Origin of the sequence: Cryobacterium sp. Hz7 (assembly GCF_004402815.1) — a bacterium.
Classification (GTDB): domain Bacteria; phylum Actinomycetota; class Actinomycetes; order Actinomycetales; family Microbacteriaceae; genus Cryobacterium; species Cryobacterium sandaracinum.
Genome location: NZ_SOFB01000058.1, coordinates 20,928 through 35,782, shown reverse-complemented (window position 1 = coordinate 35,782; position 14,855 = coordinate 20,928). Strand labels below are relative to the sequence as shown.

Below are 14,855 nucleotides of genomic sequence, written 5' to 3'. Positions count from 1 at the left end.
ATGGACTTCCTCAGCCCGCTGATCGACGCCTTTGCCCTGCCGTTCATGACCCGGGCCCTCTTCGTGCTGGGTGCGCTCAGCCTGGTAGCCGGCGTCGTCGGGGTGCTGGTCAATCTGCGGGGCCTCGAGTTCATCAGCGACGGTCTCACCCACGCGGTCTTCCCCGGCATCGCGATCGGCTTCGTCTGGGGTGGGCGCGAGGGGCTGTTCGCCGGCGCGATGGTCGCCGCCCTGTTCGCGGCGGTCATCCTCACCCTGATCGTGCGCCAGTCCGTGTCCTCGGATGCCGCGGTCGCCATCGTCTTCACCGCCATGTTCAGCGTGGGCATCATCCTGGTCTCCCGCGAGACGAACTACGTCGGCCAGCTGGAGCAGCTTCTCTTCGGCCGCCTCCTCACGGTCAGCCCGAATGAGGTCGTGCAGACCGTCGCCATCTGCCTCGTGGCGCTGGTCCTGATCGGGTTCACGCTCAAGGAGGAGGTGTTCCGCGCCTTCGACCGGGTCGGCTTCGCCGCGGCCGGCTACCGCACGCTCGCGCTCGACCTCGTGCTCAACGTGGCCATCGCCCTCGTGGTCGTCGCGGCCTCCAGCGCCGTCGGCAACCTCCTCGTCCTGGCCGTGTTGATCGTGCCCGGCGCCGTGGCCCGGCTCATCACTGACCGGCTCTGGCTGCTGTTCCCGATCGCGGCCTGTTTCGCGGCCCTCGGTGCCTGGCTTGGGCTCGTGCTCGGTTTCCAGGCATCCGTGCAGGCCGGTCTCGACCTGCCCAGCGGCGCGACCGTGGTGCTGGTGCTGGTCGCCGGCTACGCCGTGGTGCTGCTGTTGCGCCTGTCCATCGACGGTCTTCGGCGGCTGGGTTCGCCCCGTCTGCGGTCGCAGCACACCCCGCCGCCGCGCACCCCGCCGCCGCTGTCCCCGCAGCCGCACACCCCGCAGCCGCACACCCCGCCGCCGCACGAACAGCTGGTGACGTGATGGGCTACTTCGAGAAGGCACTCCTCGCGGCCGCCGTGATCGGCGCCCTCAGCGGGCTGGTCGGATCCCTCGTCGTATTGCGCCGCCGCACTTTCTTCGCCCAGGCCCTCACCCACGCCACCTTCCCGGGCGCCGTGACCGCCACGATCGTCGGCGTGAGCATCCCACTCGGGGCGGCCCTGGCGAGCATCCTCATCGTCGGCATCATGACCCTGATCGGCCGGGTGAAGCGGCAGGGCACCCAGGTGGCGTCCGGCATCCTGCTCACCGCGGGCTTCGCGCTCGGCGTGCTTCTGCAGGCCCTCAACCCGTCGCTGCCGGTGCAGGTCGACTCCTATTTGGTCGGGTCAATCCTCACCGTCACGACCGGTGACGTCTGGCTGGCCGTCGGCGTGCTCGGGGTGGCCGTGGCCGTGATGGTGCTGCTGGGCAAGGAGATCCTGTTCTCTACCTTCGACCCGAGCGGATTCCGCGCCGCCGGATTCCGGGAATGGCCGATCGAGCTGCTCACCCTCGCCCTGACCACCGCCACCGTGGTCACCGCAATGCCGGCCGTCGGGGCGATCCTCGCGATCGCGCTGATCGCGGCCCCGGCCGCCGCCGCGCGCCTGGTCACGCGCACCGCCACCCAGATCCTGGTTCTCGCTCCGGTGCTGGGCGCGGCCGCCGGCCTGGTCGGAGTGCTCCTGTCCCGGGCGATCGACGTGGCCGCCGGGCCGGCGATCGCCCTCACCGCGGCCGTCTTCTTCCTGGTGGCCCTGGGCGGTCGCCGGCTGGTCCGGGCGCGGTTACGGTTGAAAGCATGAAGCGAAACACCTGGCAGCGCGAGGCCGTGCGCACCGCACTCAGCGACGCCGAGGGATTCGTCAGCGCCCAGGGTCTGCACGCCAGCCTGCACGCCACCGGTTCGCCCATCGGCCTGGCCACGGTGTACCGGGCCCTGGCCGACCTGGCCGGCGAGGGCGAGGCCGACTCGCTGCAGTCGCCCGACGGTGAGGCGCTCTACCGCGCCTGCAGCACGACCGACCACCACCACCACCTGATCTGCCGCAACTGCGGACTCACCGTCGAGATCGAAGCGGACGCCGTGGAAAACTGGGCCAAGAACGTGGCCGCCGAACACGGCTTCAGCCAGGCCGCCCACGTGGTCGACGTGTTCGGTCTCTGCGCGGCCTGCTCCGCCACATCCGTGGACTAGGCCAACCGCCGCGCGCCGGGCTCCGCGCGCCGGACTCGTCCTCGCCCCGAACGAATTCGACGGAGATTCTGCCCCCACAACCCAGTTTTGCCGGCTTTAGGGCCTCAATCGGCAAAATCTCCGTCGAATTGGTTCAGTTTGCGCTGGGGGAGAGCACCGCGTAATGTTGCATGCTGCTGCGCATATCTGTGCGTGCACTGCTGGTTCGCTCGCTTCCGCTTCGCGGAAGCGTAGTCACGCCAGCCGACAAGAGATCTTGGGAAGGGCAGTCGCCCTTCGGTATTGGAGGAGAACCATGGCAGCTACTTGTCAGGTGACCGGCGCCGTTCCCGGCTTCGGACACAACATTTCGCACTCGCACCGACGCACCAAGCGTCGCTTCGACCCGAACGTTCAGACCAAGAAGTACTACGTACCGTCGCTTCGCCGCAACGTCACGCTGACCCTGTCCGTCAAGGGCATCAAGGTGATCGACGCTCGTGGCATTGAATCGGTCGTAAAGGACCTTCTCGCTCGTGGGGAGAAAATCTAATGGCCAAGCAGCATGACGTCCGCCCGATCATCAAGCTCCGTTCGACGGCTGGCACCGGTTACACCTACGTGACCAAGAAGAACCGTCGCAACGACCCCGACCGTCTCGTACTCAAGAAGTACGACCCCGTAGTGCGCAAGCACGTTGACTTCCGTGAGGAGCGCTAAAAATGGCGAAGAAGAGCATGATTGCCAAGAACAACCAGCGCAAGGTTATCGTCGAGCGCTACGCCGCGAAGCGCCTTGAGCTCAAGAAGGCCCTCGTCAACCCGGCCGGCACCGATGAGTCCCGTGAAGCTGCTCGCCTCGGCCTGCAGAAGCTTCCCCGCAACGCGTCGCCGGTTCGCCTGCGCAACCGCGACGCGGTCGACGGTCGTCCCCGTGGACACCTCAGCAAGTTCGGAATCTCCCGCGTGCGTTTCCGCGACATGGCTCACCGCGGCGAACTGCCCGGCATCACCAAGTCCAGCTGGTAACAACGCACCAAGCCGCTTAGCCGGTCATTCGGAACCTCGGTTCTGAAGCGAGAGGATGTCGACTCCGGTCGGCATCCTCTTTTTTCGCCCACAGCGAAAATGAAGCCGTTACGGCAGCCAAACCGGCTGGAAACGCCGCAAATCCGCGGAATTCCGCGGTTGTCTGCTAGATTCAACCCGGTCCAACCGGCCAAACGGAGTCGCTCCTCGGAGCGTCGCCCGCAATACGTGAATCCCTGTTTTTACAGACAAAGGTCCGAGGAGGACACTCAATGGCTGACAAGTCGCTGAACAAGACCGAGCTCGTTGCCAAGGTTGCCGCAGACTCTGGCCAGAGCCAGGCTGCAGTTGACAGCGTTCTGAACGCTTTCTTTGCAACTCTCGCCGACACCGTCGCGAACGACGGCAAGGTCACGATCCCGGGCTGGCTCGGAGTCGAGCGCACCGCTACCGCAGCGCGCACCGGCCGCAACCCGCAGACCGGCGAAGAGATCGCCATCGCCGCGGGCCACCGCGTCAAGCTGACCGCTGGTAGCAAGCTCAAGGCTGCCGCCAAGTAGGTCGCGAACCAAGAAAGCAGGGCGTCGCCTTCGGTCGGCGCCCTGCTTTCGTCTGTGACGTCACACGTCAGCGTGCCTCGTGGAGCGTGCGTCCACCGGGCACGGTTAGGCTGAGTCAGTGCCTCGTCTCGTGCGTATCTCCGGTCCGGCAGTGCTTCTGCTGGTCGCGACGCTGGCGACGCTCGTCGCGCTAGCCTACGGTGGCGGCGCTTCGGCGCAACTGCTGGCCGATCCGGGACCAGTCGTGCGGTGGGGTCTCCCGCTGGCCAAGCTCCTCGTCAACCTCAGCGCCGCCGGCACCATCGGCGCCCTCGTGCTCACCCTTTTCGCCCTGAGCCCTCGGGAACCCGAATACAACGCGGCCCTCGATTTCGCCGCCGGGTCCGCCGCCGTCTTCACCGTGGCATCCGCCCTCACCGGTTTCTTCACCTTCCTGCAGGTGACGACCATTCCGCTCAGCTTCGATGACCGGTTCAGCGCCACCGCCGGGCAGTTCTTCAGCGACATCGAGATCGGCCAGGCCTGGCTGATCACCACCCTGATCGCGGCCTTCGTCACCGTCTTGTGTTTCGCGGTGCGTTCACTGACCGGGCTCGTCTTCGTCACGGTCCTCGCCGTGGGGGCCCTGGTGCCGATTGCACTACAGGGGCACGCGGCCGGCGCCGAGGGGCACGACGTGGCCATCACCGCCCTGGGTCTGCACCTGGTCTTCGCCGCGGTCTGGCTGGGCGGGCTGCTGACCATCATCGTGCTGCGCAAGCAGTTGGCCGGCGGCCGCCTCGATCCGGTCATCGCGCGCTACTCCTCGCTCGCCCTCGTTTCCTTCATCGTCGTCGCTGCGTCCGGCTACGTCGGCGCCGAACTGCGGTTGGGTGCCTGGGACCGGCTGCTCTCGCCCTATGGCATCCTCGTTCTGGTCAAGGTCTTCGCCCTCACCGTGCTCGGCGTGTTCGGCGTGCTGCAACGCCGGTACGTGATCGGGCGGATGTTGCGGAGCACCCCCGCAGACGCCCAGACCCCCGCACCCCGCCGGAACGTCTGGTTTTGGTGGCTCATCGTCACGGAACTGGCGTTCATGGGGCTCGCCTCCGGGGCTGCCGCCGCCCTCGCCAAGACCGCGACGCCGGTCGAGCAGATCACGGCGACCGAGATTCCCACCTCGACGCCCGCCCAGATCCTGACCGGCGAGCTCCTGCCACCGCCGCTCACTTTCAGCCGCTACTTCACCGAGTGGAACTTCGACCTGGCCTGGGTGTTGTTCTGCGCGTTCGGCATCTTCTTCTACGTGGCCGGGGTGCGCCGCCTGGCCCGCCGCGGCGATAAGTGGCCCGTCTTCCGCACCGTGCTCTGGGTGACCGGCATGCTGATCCTGTTCTACATCACCAACGGCGGCGCGAACCTCTACGCGAAGTACCTCTTCTCCTCCCACATGCTCATGCACATGGCCCTGACCATGCTCGTGCCCGTCTTTCTGGTGCCCGGGGCGCCGGTCACTCTCGCCGCCCGGGCCATCCGCAAGCGGCAGGATGGCAGCCGCGGCGCCCGCGAGTGGATCCTGTTGGCCGTGCACTCGGCGTACGCGGGGTTCCTGGCCAATCCGCTGGTCGCAGCCGTGCTCTTCGCCGGTTCACTCTGGGTGTTCTATTACTCCTCGCTATTCAGCTGGGCGACGACCGACCACATCGGCCACGAGTGGATGATCGTGCACTTCCTGATCACCGGCTACCTGTTCGTGCAGTCGCTGATCGGCGTCGACCCGGTGCCCTACCGCCTGCCCTACGCCGGCCGCCTGCTTCTTCTTCTGGGCACGATGGCCTTCCACGCCTTCTTCGGTGTCACCATGATGACGGGTACCGGGCTGCTCCTCGCCGACTGGTACGGGGCCATGGGGCGCGATTGGGGGCTCAGCGGCATCGAGGACCAGCAGATGGGCGGTGGCATCGCCTGGAGCGTCGGCGAGATCCCAACGATCGCCCTGGCCATTGCGGTGGCCATCCAATGGAGCCGCAGCGACGAGAAGGAAACCCGCCGCAAGGACCGAAACGCCGCCCGCACGGGCGACGCCGAACTGCTCCAGTACAACGCTGGCCTGGCCCGCCTCGCCGCGCACGACCGCTCGGAGTAGCAAGAAAGCGTTCAGCAGGGCAGCCGCCGCCGGTCAGCGCAGCTGGAGAGCGAGCGACCCGTCCGGGTTCACGGTCACGCTGATCGCGACCGCAAAGGCCACGTCCTCATCCCGCACCTCGACATCGCCGTCGAAAAGCGACTGCACCTCCACCACAATGTGCGCCTGCCCCTCGGTGTCGGGCATCTCGAAGGTGGAGTCGCCGGCCACAAGGGTGACTGGGGGATACTGGGCGATCGACCAGATCGGGTCGTCTCGCACCCGGTCGTTGATCTCGATGCCGAATGGGCAGTTCGTGGGCTGCAACACCTGTTGCGTGGTGCAATCGTCGAGGAAACGGTCCAGCTCGGCCTGGACCTGACCGATGAATTGGGCGTTGGGCTGGGCGTCGACCGTGACATCCGTCACCCCGGACGCGACGACCGGCACCGTCTGCGAGGCCGCGTCGAGCAGGGTGGAGGTGTGCTCGAACGAGTAGAGGGCTGGTGCGAAGGCCAGGTAGGCCGCCTGGTTCGAGAACATTTCCGGCGCGCCATCGGCGGCGTGCGCACGCGTGTCGAGGGTCAGCCTGTTCACCGAGAACGTGGCCTGCTGCAGCACGTTCACTCGCAGCACGGCCAGCGGGCTGGTGGTGAAGCGCCAGCTGTCGAAAACGCCGAAGAACGTGCCGGCGCTCTCCACCTGGAAGGTCATCGCCGCGGGTGTGCCGTTCAGCCGGAACTCGTAGTCGACCGTGTGCCGTCCGTCGGCCGACTCGTCGTCAGCGGTCAGACGGATGTCGGTGAGCTCCCCCAGCACGGAGTTCCGCAGCAGGGTGTCCGGCAGGTCCTTCGGCAGCGCGGCCGCTTTGAGCTCCGCAGCCGTGGGTTTGACCCCGGGAAGCAGCAGCGCACTGGCGGTGTCTTTGCGGGCCAGGGCGCCGAGATACTGCCCCACGAAGCTGCCGGCGCTGTAGAGGTCGCGGTTGAGCGACCCGATCGTCGCGACCAGGCCTGCGCCAAGGAGGGCGGCAACGATGACCACGGCCACGATGGCGCGCCGCTCGTTACGCCGGCGCCTGCCGTCCCGGTTGCTCACCCCCACATCCTACGGGGCCGGTTCTCCACCAACCCGTAGACCGGGGCCGACTCGTGCAGCCGGGCCGGATACAGTGGTATGTCCCGTCCGCACCCCATCGAAAGCGCCCCCGTGTCTGAGATTCCGCTGTCGCGCGAGCAGGCCGAAGTGTTCGAGGCCATCGAGGGAACCCGGCAGAACGTGTTCGTGACCGGGCGCGCCGGCACCGGCAAGTCGACGCTGCTCAATCACCTCGCCTGGAACACGAGCAAGCAGATCGTGATTGCCGCTCCCACCGGGGTGGCGGCCTTGAACGTGGGCGGCCAGACCATCCACTCCCTGTTCCGCCTGCCGATCGGCGTGATCGCCGACAACGCGATCGACCAGTCCGACCAGGTACGCAAACTGCTCAACACGATCGACACGGTCGTCATCGACGAGGTGTCGATGGTCAACGCCGACCTGATGGATGCGATCGACCGCAGCCTGCGTCAGGCGCGGCAACGGCCGAACGACACGTTCGGCGGCGCGCAGATCGTGCTCTTCGGCGACCCGTACCAGCTGGCCCCGGTGCCGGGGGATTCCGACGAGCGTGCCTACTTCGCGGACACCTACCGGTCGATGTGGTTCTTCGACGCGAAGGTCTGGCAGGTCGCCGACCTGCGCATCTTCGAGCTCACCGAGGTGCACCGGCAGCGCGACGCCGACTTCAAACACATGCTCAACGCGGTGCGGCACGGGCAGGTCACGGCCGAGATCGGCGGCGCGCTCAACGCCGCGGGCGCCCGCACCCCGCCGAGGGAGGGCGTGATCACGCTGGCCACCCGCAACGATTCCGTGAACCGGATCAACGCATCCGCTCTCAAACGCCTCCCCGGCAAGGCGCTGACCGCCAAGGCCGACGTCACCGGCGACTTCGGCGGGCGCACATTCCCCGCCGACGAGGTGCTCGAGCTGAAGGTCGGGGCGCAGGTCATGTTTCTGCGCAACGACTCCAACCAGGACGGCGGCCCGCGCTGGGTGAACGGCAGCATCGGCACCGTCACTCGGGTCGATTCGACGGTGTACGTGGACATCGACGGCGAAACGCACGAGGTCGAACCGGCGGTGTGGGAGAAGTTCAAGTACACCTACAACCCGACCACGAAGAAGCTGCGCAAAGACGTCGTCGCCGAGTTCACGCAGTTCCCGTTGCGGCTGGCGTGGGCGGTCACCATCCACAAATCGCAGGGCGCCACCTATGAACGCGCGGTCGTCGACCTCGGCGCGCGCGTGTTCAGCCCCGGCCAGACCTATGTGGCCCTCAGCCGGCTGACCAGCCTGGACGGCCTTTATCTGACCCGTCCGCTGCGCCCGAGCGACATGATCGTGGACGAGAACGTGCAGCGGTTCATGCGCGGCCCGCGCGCTACCGAGACCCCCTGCCCGGTCACCCCCGCCGACTAGCCCCGTGTTTACCGCCGCGGCTGCCCTTCTCGCGGCTGCCTCTCCCGCCGCTGCCTACGCACCAATTCGACGGAGATTTTGCCGAAAACGGTGCAGAACAGCCCAAAACTAGAGTCTCTAGCCCAAAATCTCCGTCGAATTCGTTAGGGACGAGGGCGGCAGTAGGGGCAAGAGCGAGAGCCGGGGGGGGCGCCGGCAGCAATACGGTGCGGCCGGACGGCGGCGTGGGTACACTCCGTCGTGCAGGGGCGCTCCTGTGTGGGCCGCGACGCGACGGGGGTCAGGCGATGAAGCTCGGACAGGCACCGATCAGCCAGGCCGCAGCCGGCCTTGTACCAGCCGGCTCCGCACCTCGTCACGCGAGCCCCCACACACGCCACCACCGCGTGCCGGCTCTCGTCGTGAGTGCCGCCCTCGTGCTGACGGCGTGCACCGCGGCGACGGATGCGTCCCCGGAGGCCCGCGCGCAGGCGGCGGCCCCGTTCTCGTCCGAGGTCACGTCCCGGCTGGATGACGTGCTCGCCGAGGCGAAGACCCTGTCCGGTTCCTCGGGGGCCATTGCCGGTGTCTGGGCGCCGTGGGCCGGCACCTGGGTCGCGTCGCCCGGGTCCGTCTCGAGGACGACACCGGGTGCCCTCACCCCGGAGATGCGATTCCGGATCGGCACCAACACGACGGCGCTGACCTGCACGGTGCTGCTCCGGCTCGTCGAGGAGGGGCAGGTGCGCTTGGAGGATCCGGTGTCCGACTACGTGCCCCGGGTGGTGGGGCTGGACAAAATCACCCTCGGGCAGCTTTGCCGCAACACGTCCGGCCTGGCCGATCACGCCTCACTGATGGCTCCGCAGATTATGGCCAACCCCAGTCGCAAATGGTCGACGCGCGAAGTTATCGCGAGCGGCACGGGCGCACCTCGGGTGGCGCTGCCCGGCGGAACCTGGTCCGCGTCGGATACCGGGGTCGTGCTGCTCGGTCTCGCCCTGCAGCAGGCAACCCGACGCGACTGGCCGTGGCTCTACCGGCACTACGTGTTCGAACCGCTGGGCATGACGAACACCAGCCTGCCATCGCCGGGCGAGCTTGCGATCCCGGGGCCGAGTCCCCGCGGCTATGCCGCGGCCCTTGATCCGGTCGGCAGGGCCCGCTGTGGGAGCGTGCTCGATGTGACGCAGCTGTCGCCCTCGGTGGGCGGAGTGGCGGCGGGGGCGGTCTCGAACCTCGACGACCTGAAGATCTGGGCGCAGGCGCTGGCCGCGGGGACCCTCCTGTCGAAAACATCGACGGATGCGCAGTGGGCGCCGGTTCTGCCGGGTGCCGGAGCCCTCTCCTGGCATCAACACGGCCTCGGGGTCGAGCGGTTCGGCCCGCTGCTCGGTCAGTCCGGGGAGATCCCCGGTTTCATTTCGGCGGCGATGGCCGACCCGGTCAGCGGACTCACGGTAGTGGTCGCCTTCAATAATTCGACCTCCGGCCGCGGATTCGCCGAGGCGGTCGCCCGCCGACTTGCCGCGGTCGCCGGCGCTGCGCCCGCGTCCGGAGAGGTGCCGGCACCCCAGCTGAACCTGCCCTGGACCGAAAACCAAATCGCCAGCGAAATCCGGGCTGTCGCCGTCTGCGGATCGCAGCAGCCGGACTAGAAGGGCTGCCGGGCCCAGCGAGACCCGGGAATTATCTTTGGCCCGCAGCCGGTCAGTGGTGGGAGTGCGGTGCGCCGGGCAGAACGGCGGGGCCCGAGTGACCGTGGGACCCGTGCGGGACCGCCTGAGTGCCGGCATCCGTCGCGGCCAGGGCCGGAGTGGTCAGGCCGGAAACCAGCAGGCCGCCGAGCGTCAGCGCGGCCAGGAAACGCCAGCCCTGCGGTGCGGGTTCGGTCGCCCCGGTCACCCCGGCAGGGGTGTCGGATGCCGCCGCCCGGCATCTGGCACGCCGCCGGGTGAGGGCAAGGGAGACGGCCACGAACACGCCGAACAGGGTGGCGATGGTCATTGGGAAGACCGGCAGCACTGTGGCGTCGGCCGGCACCGCCGAGGTGCTGCGGAGCGCCACCATTGCAGCCCAAACGACGCCCGGGAGAAGGGCGGCGACGAGGGCCTGGTTCGGCCAAAGATGCCTTCCTCGCACGAGCGTCGCCACACCCCAGCAGAGCTCGGCGACGCCGAGCCCGACGAAGGTGACGGCGAGCAGGGCTGGAGCGCCGGCGCCCACGGCCAGGTGAATAATCCCTGCCCCGAGGGCGGCGAAAGCGATCCAGAGGCGCGTGATCTGCGTCATGGGATTCCTGTCCGCGGTGTGGGTGGCGCGCGTGGGCTAGACGGTGACCGTGCGAGGTACCGTCTTGTCGGCTGCGAGACCGGCTCCAAGCAGCACGATGGCGCTGGTCAGATGCAGGAAGTGGTCGGCCGTGTTGAGGGCGAGGATGTTGAGCGCGGTGTCGGCGATGAAGAAACCGACAATTCCGAGGAGCAGGTACACCGCACCGACCGTGGTGTTGACGGCCTTTGCGGCGGGGGCCGTGGCCAGGCCGGCGATCAACAGTGCTGCGCCGATCAGGAGGTGGGCCGTGTTGTGGAGAGGGTTGACCGCGAAGATGCCGAGAAGCAGGCCGCCATCGGTGGCGAAGAAGTCGACGCCGCCGGTCACGAAGAAACCGAGCACGCCGACCAGAACGTAGACGGCACCGAAAACAGTGGCAATGATGCGGTTGGGGGATGTACGCATGAGAAGACCTCCAGTAGATGTCACGGTGCATCCGTGCTCGCCCATTGTTCGGAATCAACGACGGTTCGGTTTGGCCGGACACCGGTGCGTAGCCGTGACCGCCGGATAGGATCACCGGATGGGAATCAGCGCGGATACAAAAGATTGGACCTGGGTGCTGGAGCGCCCCTGCCCGGAGTGCGGTTTCTCCGCCGCCGACGTCGATTTCGCGCACATTCCGCGGCTGGTGCGCGAGAACGCGGCCCGCTGGCAGCCGGTGCTGCAGCGAACGGATGTCGCGTCGCGCCCCGACGAGCAGACCTGGTCTGCCCTGGAATACGCGGCCCATGTTCGCGACGTGTTCCGCATCTTCGACGAGCGTCTCACCCTCATGCTCGCCGAGGACGACCCGGCTTTCCCGAACTGGGACCAGGACGCCACCGCGGTGATGGAGCGCTATAACGAGCAGGAGCCGGCGGTCGTGGCCCGCGAACTCGCCGAAGCCGCGGCATCCGTCGCCGGCTCTTTCGCCGCCGTTTCGCCCGCAGACCACGGCCGAACCGGTCGCCGCAGCGACGGTGCCCGGTTCACCGTCACCACGATGGGGCAATATTTTGTGCACGATCCGGTGCACCACCTGCACGACGTCGCCGGCGGCTGACGCCACCGGCACGCAGAATGCCGGCAATCGGACGCCAGCAGGCACGAATCAACAAAAAATAAGCGCGAACGAACCGGAGCACCCCCTAATAGTGCGCCCGTTCGTTCGCGCTTGTCGCGCTGCCGTGACTTAGGCCCGGCGGCGACGCCCCGTGAGTGCGCCGTAGATCACGAGAACGATGACGGAGCCGGCGATGGCGAGAAGCCAGGTCGAGATGTCGAAGAAGTTCTCCAGACCCGTGCCGAAGATGACCGAGCCGAGGAAACCACCGAGGAACGCGCCGAGCACGCCGAGGATGAGGGTGATGACCCAGCCGCCGCCCTGGTTGCCCGGCAGGATTGCCTTGGCGATTGCGCCGGCGATGAGTCCGAGAATAAGGAATCCGATGAAGCCCATAATTTGTCCTTGCGTCTCTCTGTTGTTTGCGAACTAATGAAGGTCAGTTCTGGTGAAGTGGGGAAAAGAGCCGGACTAGTCCGGGGTGTCTGTCTCGTCGACGTCCGCGACCGTGTCATCTGACGCCTGGTGCACGTCCTTGACGGTCACATCGACCGAGGTGACCTGCATGCCGACGATTGTCTCGATCGCCGTCTCGACCGCGTTGCGCACTGCGCCCGCGACCTTCTGCAGTTCGTGCGGGTACTCGACGACGATGGAGATCGCGATGGATGCCGCGGCGCCCTCGGTGGTGACGCTCACCCCGGGGGAGAGGTCGGCGACGCTGAGGGCTTCCCGGATGGCGCCGAGAGCCCGGGCCGCGCTTCCGCCGAGCGCGTGAACGCCCGGCACCTCACGTGCGGCGATGCCGGCTACCTTCGCGACGACGCCATCGGCGATGACAGTCGTCCCTGGTCCGGTCGGGGGGACGGCTGGTCGTGCGGAGGTCGTCTGTTCCACGATGGCAGGCTCCAATCTGTCGCGGCGCGTGGCACGAGCCGGGCGACACTAGTATGACGTCGGTCGACGGGAATTCGTCACGCTAGCGCCGAAAGAAAGTTTTTGCGGGGCAGTCCCGAAGGTCGGTTCTCAGGCCGAAACCGCGAACTCGACGGTCGTCGTGTGGCTCTGGCCGGCGTCCAGACGTACCTGGTCCCGGCGCACGTTCGCGGTTTCCACGCAGACCATGCCGGGCCACTCGTCGTCGCCGAAGTCGCTCATCCGGGCGGCCTTGTCGGCCCAGGGGTTCCAGACCACGGTGCTGTCGGATCCGTCGGATTCGATCGTGACGGTGCGGCCGTCCGGGTCGGCGACGGTGGCGCTGCCGCGGCTGCCCAGATAGAGGCGGTCCGTCTCGGTGCCGAAGCCCAGGGGGTTGTTCTCCGCGGGCTCGGTCAGAGCGGTCAGCTGGTTCAGGAACGCGGTGCCCTGCAGCCCCGAGACCGTCGTGCCGCGCACATTGCTCACTCGCAGATAGGTGTGCAGCGCTTCTTCGTAGCTGAGCGCATCCGTCTCCCGGTTGGTCACCCGGAGGGCGAGGGTCAGGCGGGCGCCGACGGTGACCGTGTAGCGGGCCTCGAAACGGTGGGGCCAAGCCGAGGTGCGTGTGGCGGGAGTGTCGGTGAGGCTGAAGGTGAGCACGACGTCGTCGTCGGATTCGTGGGCGTCCACGAGCTCCCACTCGATCAGGCGGGCGAAACCGTGCGACGGCGCGGCCGGATCGAGCGCGTTCGCACCGAACCAGGGGAAGCAGATCGGCACGCCGCCGCGGATCGCGGCGGTGGCCTCGAACCGGCTCAGGTCGCTCAGGAAAAGCACCGGCCGGCCGCCGGCCGGGGTGAAGTCGGTGACGTGCGCGCCGTGCAGGTAGATCTCGGCGGAGCCGGCGCGACCGACCACTCTCACCACGGTGAGGCTACCGCGGCCCTCTCCGATTCGAACGGATGCGGGCAGAGACCTGGGTGCAGCGCTTACGGAGGACATGAGCCCATTTTCGCGCTTCCCGCGACCGAGCGCCTAATGCCGATCGACGCGCCGCTGGGCCGGGTCAGTGAAATCGCCTTCGACCGGAACTACTGGGCGCCATGGATGAGCAGGGGGAGTGACCACAACGGCTGACGTGACTTCTCGAGTCGCGTCGGCCGCTGCGTCAGCCGGTCAGGTCCCCGCCCAGAGGCGGTCAATCGCGCAGGTACTGTTCCAGGCACGGCACCTTCAGCAGGGCCAGTGCGCGCTTCTCGATCTGGCGCACCCGTTCCCGGGTCACGCCCTGAACGACGGCGATCTGGTCCAGCGTTTGGGGCGCGCCCCCGTCGAGACCGAACCGGGACATCAGGATCGACCGCTCCCGCGGCGGCAGGGCACTCATGTAGAAAACGATGTCCGAAGCCCGCATGGTGAGCACGGCATGCTCCTCGGGCTGGGGGAGGTCGTCGTCGATGATCAGCTCGGAGATGTCGCCGAGACCATCGCCCACCGGCGACTGCAGGGACATCGGCTCGTTGTCATAGCGCAGCAGGCGCATCACATCGGCCGGCAGGATCTGCGAGGCCTCGGAGAGCTCCGCCACGGTGGGTTCGCGGTCGAGGGTGCTGGTGAGGTCTCGGCGGATGCGCTTGATCTTGTTGAGCTTCTCCGCGGTGTGCACGGGGATGCGGATCATGCGGGATTTGTCGGCCATGCCGCGGTGGATGGCTTGGCGGATCCACCAGGTGGCGTAGGTGGAGAATTTGTAGCCGGTCATGAAGTCGTATTTTTCGACGGCGCGGACGAGGCCGATGTTGCCGTCCTGCACGAGGTCCATGATGGGCATTCCGCGTCCGGAGTAGTGCTTGGCGATGCTGACCACCAGGCGCAGATTCGCTTCGATGAAGTGGTTCTTCGCGCGGCGGCCGTCATGGGCAAGCCAGGCCAGCTCGCGGAGGAGAGAGGGTTCAATTTCGCCCTGCTCGCTGCGTTGCTCGGCGAACAGGCCGACTTCGATGCGTCTGGCCAGGTCGACCTCGTCCTCGGCGGTGAGGAGCGAAACGCTGCCGATTTTTCTCAGGTAGTCGCCGAACGCGTCCGTCGCTGCACGGTTATACGTGGCAACGGATGATGCATGTGCGGTAATGGTCATGGGTTCCTCCAGTTCGGGCTGGAACATCAGTACATATCCTGGGCGGGACTGCGTCGAGGGCCTTGACTCGGCCGG

At 67.4% G+C, this 14,855-nt stretch carries 18 protein-coding genes; 11 read left to right on the top strand and 7 right to left on the bottom strand.

Translation table 11 applies throughout. The annotated features are described in order from the left end of the window. From E3N86_RS15885 to E3N86_RS15850, 8 genes are all read left to right on the top strand, one after another. A complete protein-coding gene (locus tag E3N86_RS15885) occupies positions 1 to 975 on the top strand; it encodes a metal ABC transporter permease (protein ID WP_134512269.1) in 975 nt (324 codons plus the stop codon). Beyond that, positions 975 to 1,781, top strand: a complete 807-nt coding sequence (locus E3N86_RS15880; protein ID WP_134512268.1) for a metal ABC transporter permease — start codon at positions 975 to 977, stop codon at positions 1,779 to 1,781. Before E3N86_RS15885 ends, E3N86_RS15880 begins: the two co-directional genes overlap by 1 nt. Next, entirely contained in the window at positions 1,778 to 2,173 is a 396-nt protein-coding gene (locus E3N86_RS15875) for a Fur family transcriptional regulator (protein WP_104099754.1), read from the top strand. Before E3N86_RS15880 ends, E3N86_RS15875 begins: the two co-directional genes overlap by 4 nt. 295 nt (positions 2,174 to 2,468) lie before the next feature. Then, positions 2,469 to 2,705, top strand: a complete 237-nt coding sequence (gene rpmB / locus E3N86_RS15870; protein WP_104099753.1) for a 50S ribosomal protein L28 — start codon at positions 2,469 to 2,471, stop codon at positions 2,703 to 2,705. Continuing rightward, positions 2,705 to 2,872, top strand: a complete 168-nt coding sequence (gene rpmG, locus E3N86_RS15865) for a 50S ribosomal protein L33 (protein ID WP_104099752.1) — start codon at positions 2,705 to 2,707, stop codon at positions 2,870 to 2,872. The genes rpmB and rpmG overlap by 1 nt, the downstream gene beginning before the upstream one ends. A 2-nt stretch (positions 2,873 to 2,874) precedes the next feature. Beyond that, entirely contained in the window at positions 2,875 to 3,180 is a 306-nt protein-coding gene (gene rpsN, locus E3N86_RS15860; protein ID WP_104099751.1) for a 30S ribosomal protein S14, read from the top strand. A 272-nt stretch (positions 3,181 to 3,452) separates the two neighbouring features. Continuing rightward, positions 3,453 to 3,740, top strand: a complete 288-nt coding sequence (locus E3N86_RS15855) for an HU family DNA-binding protein (protein WP_104099750.1) — start codon at positions 3,453 to 3,455, stop codon at positions 3,738 to 3,740. 118 nt (positions 3,741 to 3,858) lie between these two features. Further along, on the top strand, positions 3,859 to 5,865 hold the full coding sequence (locus E3N86_RS15850) for a cytochrome c oxidase assembly protein (protein ID WP_174843030.1): 2,007 nt from the start codon (positions 3,859 to 3,861) through the stop codon (positions 5,863 to 5,865). A 33-nt stretch (positions 5,866 to 5,898) separates the two neighbouring features. Here the strand turns inward: E3N86_RS15850 and E3N86_RS15845 are convergent, their stop codons facing one another. After that, on the bottom strand, positions 5,899 to 6,942 hold the full coding sequence (locus E3N86_RS15845; RefSeq protein WP_134512267.1) for a hypothetical protein: 1,044 nt from the start codon (positions 6,940 to 6,942) through the stop codon (positions 5,899 to 5,901). A 111-nt stretch (positions 6,943 to 7,053) separates the two neighbouring features. Here E3N86_RS15845 and E3N86_RS15840 point away from each other — a divergent pair, with 111 nt between their 5' ends. Further along, positions 7,054 to 8,367 carry an ATP-dependent RecD-like DNA helicase gene (locus E3N86_RS15840; RefSeq protein ID WP_134342711.1) on the top strand — a complete coding sequence of 438 codons (1,314 nt, stop codon included), beginning with the start codon at positions 7,054 to 7,056 and terminating at the stop codon, positions 8,365 to 8,367. A 287-nt stretch (positions 8,368 to 8,654) separates the two neighbouring features. Beyond that, positions 8,655 to 10,004, top strand: a complete 1,350-nt coding sequence (locus E3N86_RS15830; RefSeq protein ID WP_166785113.1) for a serine hydrolase — start codon at positions 8,655 to 8,657, stop codon at positions 10,002 to 10,004. 52 nt (positions 10,005 to 10,056) lie between these two features. Here E3N86_RS15830 and E3N86_RS15825 read toward each other — a convergent pair whose 3' ends face one another. Both E3N86_RS15825 and E3N86_RS15820 read right to left on the bottom strand, forming a co-directional pair. Further along, positions 10,057 to 10,638 (bottom strand): hypothetical protein, encoded by a 582-nt coding sequence (locus tag E3N86_RS15825; RefSeq protein WP_134375341.1) that lies wholly within the window; start codon positions 10,636 to 10,638, stop codon positions 10,057 to 10,059. 36 nt (positions 10,639 to 10,674) lie between these two features. Beyond that, a complete protein-coding gene (locus E3N86_RS15820) occupies positions 10,675 to 11,085 on the bottom strand; it encodes a DUF4383 domain-containing protein (RefSeq protein WP_104099744.1) in 411 nt (136 codons plus the stop codon). A 118-nt stretch (positions 11,086 to 11,203) separates the two neighbouring features. On the opposite strand from E3N86_RS15820, the gene E3N86_RS15815 reads away from it, so the two are divergent. Further along, entirely contained in the window at positions 11,204 to 11,725 is a 522-nt protein-coding gene (locus E3N86_RS15815; protein ID WP_104099743.1) for a DinB family protein, read from the top strand. Between the two features lie 129 nt (positions 11,726 to 11,854). Here E3N86_RS15815 and E3N86_RS15810 read toward each other — a convergent pair whose 3' ends face one another. The 4 genes from E3N86_RS15810 to E3N86_RS17080 form a co-directional block, all read right to left on the bottom strand. Then, positions 11,855 to 12,121 carry a GlsB/YeaQ/YmgE family stress response membrane protein gene (locus E3N86_RS15810; RefSeq protein WP_104099742.1) on the bottom strand — a complete coding sequence of 89 codons (267 nt, stop codon included), beginning with the start codon at positions 12,119 to 12,121 and terminating at the stop codon, positions 11,855 to 11,857. A 75-nt stretch (positions 12,122 to 12,196) separates the two neighbouring features. Beyond that, on the bottom strand, positions 12,197 to 12,622 hold the full coding sequence (locus tag E3N86_RS15805; protein ID WP_241986190.1) for an Asp23/Gls24 family envelope stress response protein: 426 nt from the start codon (positions 12,620 to 12,622) through the stop codon (positions 12,197 to 12,199). Positions 12,623 to 12,751: 129 nt separating this feature from the next. Next, on the bottom strand, positions 12,752 to 13,645 hold the full coding sequence (locus E3N86_RS15800; RefSeq protein ID WP_134512265.1) for a D-hexose-6-phosphate mutarotase: 894 nt from the start codon (positions 13,643 to 13,645) through the stop codon (positions 12,752 to 12,754). A gap of 196 nt (positions 13,646 to 13,841) precedes the next feature. Then, complete coding sequence (locus tag E3N86_RS17080) at positions 13,842 to 14,807, bottom strand: RNA polymerase sigma factor RpoD/SigA (RefSeq protein WP_241980919.1); 966 nt, start codon at positions 14,805 to 14,807, stop codon at positions 13,842 to 13,844. Positions 14,808 to 14,855: the final 48 nt, after the last annotated feature.

Bases quoted from the DNA above. Each gene is read 5' to 3' on its own strand.
- E3N86_RS15825 (WP_134375341.1), bottom strand. From the start codon at position 10,638: ATGACGCAGATCACGCGCCTCTGGATCGCTTTCGCCGCCCTCGGGGCA.
- E3N86_RS15885 (WP_134512269.1), top strand. From the start codon at position 1: ATGGACTTCCTCAGCCCGCTGATCGACGCCTTTGCCCTGCCGTTCATG.
- E3N86_RS15815 (WP_104099743.1), top strand. From the start codon at position 11,204: ATGGGAATCAGCGCGGATACAAAAGATTGGACCTGGGTGCTGGAGCGC.
- rpmB (WP_104099753.1), top strand. From the start codon at position 2,469: ATGGCAGCTACTTGTCAGGTGACCGGCGCCGTTCCCGGCTTCGGACAC.
- E3N86_RS15820 (WP_104099744.1), bottom strand. From the start codon at position 11,085: ATGCGTACATCCCCCAACCGCATCATTGCCACTGTTTTCGGTGCCGTC.
- E3N86_RS15810 (WP_104099742.1), bottom strand. From the start codon at position 12,121: ATGGGCTTCATCGGATTCCTTATTCTCGGACTCATCGCCGGCGCAATC.
- rpsN (WP_104099751.1), top strand. From the start codon at position 2,875: ATGGCGAAGAAGAGCATGATTGCCAAGAACAACCAGCGCAAGGTTATC.
- E3N86_RS15855 (WP_104099750.1), top strand. From the start codon at position 3,453: ATGGCTGACAAGTCGCTGAACAAGACCGAGCTCGTTGCCAAGGTTGCC.
- E3N86_RS15800 (WP_134512265.1), bottom strand. From the start codon at position 13,645: ATGTCCTCCGTAAGCGCTGCACCCAGGTCTCTGCCCGCATCCGTTCGA.
- E3N86_RS15830 (WP_166785113.1), top strand. From the start codon at position 8,655: ATGAAGCTCGGACAGGCACCGATCAGCCAGGCCGCAGCCGGCCTTGTA.
- E3N86_RS17080 (WP_241980919.1), bottom strand. From the start codon at position 14,807: ATGTTCCAGCCCGAACTGGAGGAACCCATGACCATTACCGCACATGCA.
- E3N86_RS15875 (WP_104099754.1), top strand. From the start codon at position 1,778: ATGAAGCGAAACACCTGGCAGCGCGAGGCCGTGCGCACCGCACTCAGC.
- E3N86_RS15880 (WP_134512268.1), top strand. From the start codon at position 975: ATGGGCTACTTCGAGAAGGCACTCCTCGCGGCCGCCGTGATCGGCGCC.
- rpmG (WP_104099752.1), top strand. From the start codon at position 2,705: ATGGCCAAGCAGCATGACGTCCGCCCGATCATCAAGCTCCGTTCGACG.